This is a genomic window from Mesorhizobium sp. M2A.F.Ca.ET.067.02.1.1 (genome assembly GCF_004023285.1).
GTDB lineage: Bacteria > Pseudomonadota > Alphaproteobacteria > Rhizobiales > Rhizobiaceae > Mesorhizobium.
Genome location: NZ_RZSB01000522.1, coordinates 1 through 4,274 on the forward strand (window position 1 = coordinate 1; position 4,274 = coordinate 4,274).

General features: G+C 63.8%; 3 protein-coding genes and 2 pseudogenes. 1 reads left to right on the forward strand and 4 read right to left on the reverse strand.

Features of this window, described 5'->3' with window-relative positions; translation table 11 throughout:
* Window positions 1-78: 78 nt before the first annotated feature.
* The 3 genes and pseudogenes from EOA28_RS26610 to EOA28_RS26620 form a co-directional block, all read right to left on the reverse strand.
* Window positions 79-288: pseudogene (locus tag EOA28_RS26610) on the reverse strand (SH3 domain-containing protein); the annotation flags it as partial.
* 167 nt (window positions 289-455) lie between these two features.
* Entirely contained in the window at window positions 456-1,553 is a 1,098-nt protein-coding gene (locus EOA28_RS26615; RefSeq protein WP_127253762.1) for a putative zinc-binding metallopeptidase, read from the reverse strand.
* A gap of 88 nt (window positions 1,554-1,641) precedes the next feature.
* Window positions 1,642-2,874 carry an NAD(P)/FAD-dependent oxidoreductase gene (locus tag EOA28_RS26620; RefSeq protein WP_128315447.1) on the reverse strand — a complete coding sequence of 411 codons (1,233 nt, stop codon included), beginning with the start codon at window positions 2,872-2,874 and terminating at the stop codon, window positions 1,642-1,644.
* A 155-nt stretch (window positions 2,875-3,029) separates the two neighbouring features.
* Between EOA28_RS26620 and EOA28_RS26625 the strand changes: the two genes are divergently transcribed.
* Window positions 3,030-3,827, forward strand: a complete 798-nt coding sequence (locus EOA28_RS26625; RefSeq protein ID WP_126080417.1) for a lytic transglycosylase domain-containing protein — start codon at window positions 3,030-3,032, stop codon at window positions 3,825-3,827.
* 113 nt (window positions 3,828-3,940) lie between these two features.
* On the opposite strand, the pseudogene EOA28_RS39615 reads toward EOA28_RS26625, so the two are convergent.
* Window positions 3,941-4,274 (reverse strand): annotated as a pseudogene (locus tag EOA28_RS39615) (hypothetical protein); the annotation flags it as partial.

The window sequence follows — 4,274 nt, forward strand, 5'->3', positions numbered from 1 at the left end:
CAGGTGTAGGTGTCCCTGGTGTAGACGTCATCGGTCGGCGGCAAGGGTTGGGTCTATTCCGACTATGTGACGGCCGACTTCGGCGATGGTGCACCATTTGCTGCCTTCGATGCAGCCGGTAAGCGTGGCCGACTGGCCGGCCGCCAGCACGCCGACGACTGGGTATTGCGGACCCGGCCCGGCGCGGACATTCAAGTCCGTCACGGCCGCGACGGGGGTATCGGCGAAAGCGGCGCCCGACATGGCGAGCAGCGCACCGGCAAGCGCCGGAAACAACATGCGTTTCATCGTTTTTAACTCCGTTTTCAACGCTCCCTGGATCAGGATGACGTTTCAAAGATACGTCATCCTGATCCAGCTCCTTTGTCGGAGCATGATCTTTCCGAAAACCGGTTCCCGCTTTTGGGGATCATGCCCTAGGGCTCGGAAACGAAACAGGGATCTATGCGTTCCGGCTAAAGTGCCGCTGCCGGCTCACGAATTGTTCCAGGCTTTTTCCGCGCGCCGGTCAGAAGGTCGTTCACGAAGGCCAGTTTTCGCGCCGACACCTCGGAAATCACGAAGGGGTAGAGGTCCGGCAGTCCCATGCAGCGGTTGATCGAATTGGAGGCCTCCGAAAGCACCAGCCAGCGGGCGAGGATCCTCTCGAACGGCTCCTGCACCGGATCTGGATCGCCAGGCGCCGGCTGCAAATGTCCGCCGGTATCGGCGCGCGGCAGGTCGCCGTCGCCGACGGTTTCCAGCCGGCCGAGCGGAAGATTCAGCGCATGCACCATCTCGAGCGTGTCGGTGATGTGCAGATGGTGCGCGAAGGTCTCGGCCCAATCCTCCCAGGGATGGGACGTGGCGTAGGCGGAGATGTGGCGCTGCTGCCAGTCCGGCGGCGCGCCGTTGGCGTAGTAGGCCTGCAAGGCCTGCTCGTAATCGGTCCGCTCGTCGCCGAAGAGCGCGCGGAAAGCCGAAAGATATGCGGGATCGTCACGGACCAGCCGGTCCCAATAATAGTGGCCGAGTTCATGGCGGAAATGGCCGAGCAAGGTGCGGTAATTCTCGCCCATCTCGATGCGCCGGCGCTCGCGCTCGGCGGAATCGGCCTCGGCGACGTTGAGCGTGATCAATCCGTTGTCATGGCCGGTCAGGATGCGTTCCCCGCCTGGACCGGCGCCGATCGGGTCGGCGAGAAAGTCGAAGGCCAGACCGGTCTCGTCGCCCGCATCGGCCTTGGGCGTAACCGGAAGGCCGAGGGCGAGCAGGGAGTAGACGGCACGCTTCTTCGCCGCTTCGACCCGGATCCAGCGCCTGCGGTTGCCGTCGATGGAAAGGTCGGGAATGACCTGATTGAGAGCGCAGGCGCGGCAGAAGGTCCGGCCGTTCTCGGCCCGCCAGTTGCACGCGCATTCATCGGCGTTGCCACATGGAAGGACGCCGCCCTCGCCGCTGAGCACGAATTTCGCCTGCTCCGGGTCGTAGAGCACCAGGCTGGAACAGTTCAGACACTGGGCATTCTCGAAATAAAGGCGGTGCCCGCAGTTTGGACAGTCGAAAAGCTTCATGCATCAACCCCGTGGGACCCATGCGTGGATGTGGGTTCGCCCCTAACGCCCGCCGGCGTCCGGCGTTCCAGTGCTACTTCGCCGCAATCTAGGCAATGACCTGCCTGGCCACGCTTTCGCCCGAGAGCCTCGCGCCGCCGCAGGACTGGATCAGCGGACCGGCGACATGCTCGCCAGCGAAGAAGATCTTCTCGGCAATAGGCTGCATCAGCGTCGCGCGCGCTTCGGAGCGGCCCGGGCGCGCCGCCGCATAGGCGCCGCGCACAAAGCGCTCCGCGCCCCAGTTCGTCATCATGGCGCGGCCGGCATGCTTCCTCACGTCTCCACCAAAGATGCCGCACAGGCGGTCGACGACGAAATCGACCCCGGCTGCCTCGCCGGCGGCCGACATTTCCCAGGCAAAGTCGCCGCCGACGAAGCCGACCATCAGATCGAGATCGAAGGGGAAGCAGAGGAAATAGATGTCGTGCCTGGCCATGCGCTCGATCAAAAGGTCGTCGAAAGGCGCAAGGCCGAGCCTCGTGCCCTTGATCTCAACCGGCAGCTTGGTCAGCATGCCCATGGGCAGGTCGAAGAAGGCACCGAAATGCGCGTCGGGCAGCGCGGGCGAGAACTCGATCTCCTCGAAGGCGAGCACGGCGGGCGAAGCGGTGACGATGACCGCCTTGGCGCGCACCGTGCCGCGGTCGGTGACGCAGGCGATTCCCGGCACATCCCAAAGGATCTTGCGCACCGGCGTCGACAGTTCGACCGGCACGTCGAAGCCGAAACGCGCGACCAGCGCGCCGAACCCTTCCTTGCTGAAATAGTTGGGGTCGAGGTCGGCGGCTGCCTGGAAGTCGCGGATCGAGATCTCGTCCTCGTCGGCGCCGAAATCCATCGGGCCGGCGAAGGTGGCCGCGGCGCGCGGCGCGTGGCCCCTGGCAAGCAGCCCCGACAGCCGGTCGTCGTCGCCGTCCTTGACTTGATGATTGGCGAGCAGTTCGAAGAGCTTGGCATCGGCCGCCTTCATCTCGGCCTCCTCCTCCTCGCTCGCCTTGCGCTTGCGATAATAGAGATGGTCGACATTCATGTCATGGTGATGCAGCGTCCAGCCGGCGGCCTTGGCTTCCGGAAAATACGGATTGCGGTCTGCCGCGTGCAGCCAGGCGCAGCCGATGTCGAAAGGCACGCCGAAATGGCGGTCGCTGGTCCAGGCGCGGCCGCCGATGCGGTCCATGGCCTCGAGAAGAAGGAAGGAATGTCCGGCGGCTCGAAGCACCTTTGCCGCGGCAAGTCCCGCGGAACCGGCGCCAACGATCACGACATCAACGTCCTTCATGAGGCAAGCCCGCCACACCTGATGCCCGATCGTAGGCAAATTGCCCTTCTTTCGCCAGTGTCGAGTGTCACGTGCTCCGCGGAGGCGGTGACAACCCGGCGTTTCGCTGGCAAATTCACAACCGGGACGTGATTCAGGCAATTCAGGAGAACGAGATGGCATTTTTTGCCAAAGGAAGGATTTTTGCGGCGGCGGTAGTGGCGACGCTGGCGCTGACGGCGGGCGCCGAGGCGGCTCCGAGCTGTGGCAAGAACGGCGCCGGCTTTGACGCCTGGAAACAGGATTTTGCCGGCGAGGCCAGAGCCGAGGGTGTCGGCCAGAGGGGCCTGTCCGCGCTGGCGGGTGCCACTTACGCCACCAGGACGATCGCCGCCGACCGGGCGATCCACAAGGCGTTCAGCGGCTCGGTGGAAAGCTTCATGCAGCGCCGTGGCGCATCCGCGATCATCTCCCGAGGCCGCGCGCTGAAGAAAGCAAACGCGGCGATGTTTGCCAATATCGAGAGCACCTATGGCGTGCCGCCGGGCGTGCTGCTCGCCATCTGGGGCATGGAAACCGGTTTCGGCGCCTCGATGGGGAACCAAAACACGGTTTCGGCGATCGTGACGCTCGCCTATGACTGCCGTCGCCCGGATTATTTCAAGCCGCATGCCATCGCCGCGCTGAAGCTTGTCGATCGCGGCGCGCTCAGCGCCTCCTCGGTCGGCGCCATGCATGGCGAGATCGGCCATACCCAGTTCCTGCCCGGAAACGTGCTGAAATATGGCGTCGGCAGCGGCAATTTGCGCGACCGCAACACGGCGCTGGCATCCACCGCCAACTTCCTCAAGGGCCATGGCTGGCGCGCCGGCGCGAGCTATCAGGCCAATATGGGCGCGATCGCCGGCTGGAATTCGGCAAGCGTCTATCAGCAGGCGATCGCCCGCATCGCTGAGGCGATTGACGCCGACTGACGGAATATCTCCATTCCGACGAAAAGCCCGGCCTGCGCCGGGCTTTTTTGTTACGAAGCAAGGGTCAAAACCCAACCACCGGAACGACCGGGTCCGATCTCATCACCTAACTCTCAATCATTCGCGTAGCCGCTCAATGGACATTTCCGGGAAACGGGAATCTGGAAGGTACCGGTAGTGCCGCTGCAGGTACGGAACTTGGAGTTCCGCGGCGCTGGAGCAGCCACCTTTGACTTACCCTCGATCACTGTCGGGACTCCGGCAGCTTGCGAGTAGCTGCCGCCTAAGGCGCATTTCTCGGAAGCGGAAACCTCGAAGGAGCCGGTGATAACATTTGAGCAGGTACGGAATCTAGAGTTCCGCGGCGCCGGCGTGGCCGCAGCCGCCGCCTTTGACTTGCCCTTGATGACCAACCAGATTTCGGTCGGTTGATCAAGCTGCACCCTG

Bases quoted from the DNA above. Each gene is read 5' to 3' on its own strand.
- EOA28_RS26615 (WP_127253762.1), bottom strand. From the start codon at position 1,553: ATGAAGCTTTTCGACTGTCCAAACTGCGGGCACCGCCTTTATTTCGAG.
- EOA28_RS26620 (WP_128315447.1), bottom strand. From the start codon at position 2,874: ATGAAGGACGTTGATGTCGTGATCGTTGGCGCCGGTTCCGCGGGACTT.
- EOA28_RS26625 (WP_126080417.1), top strand. From the start codon at position 3,030: ATGGCATTTTTTGCCAAAGGAAGGATTTTTGCGGCGGCGGTAGTGGCG.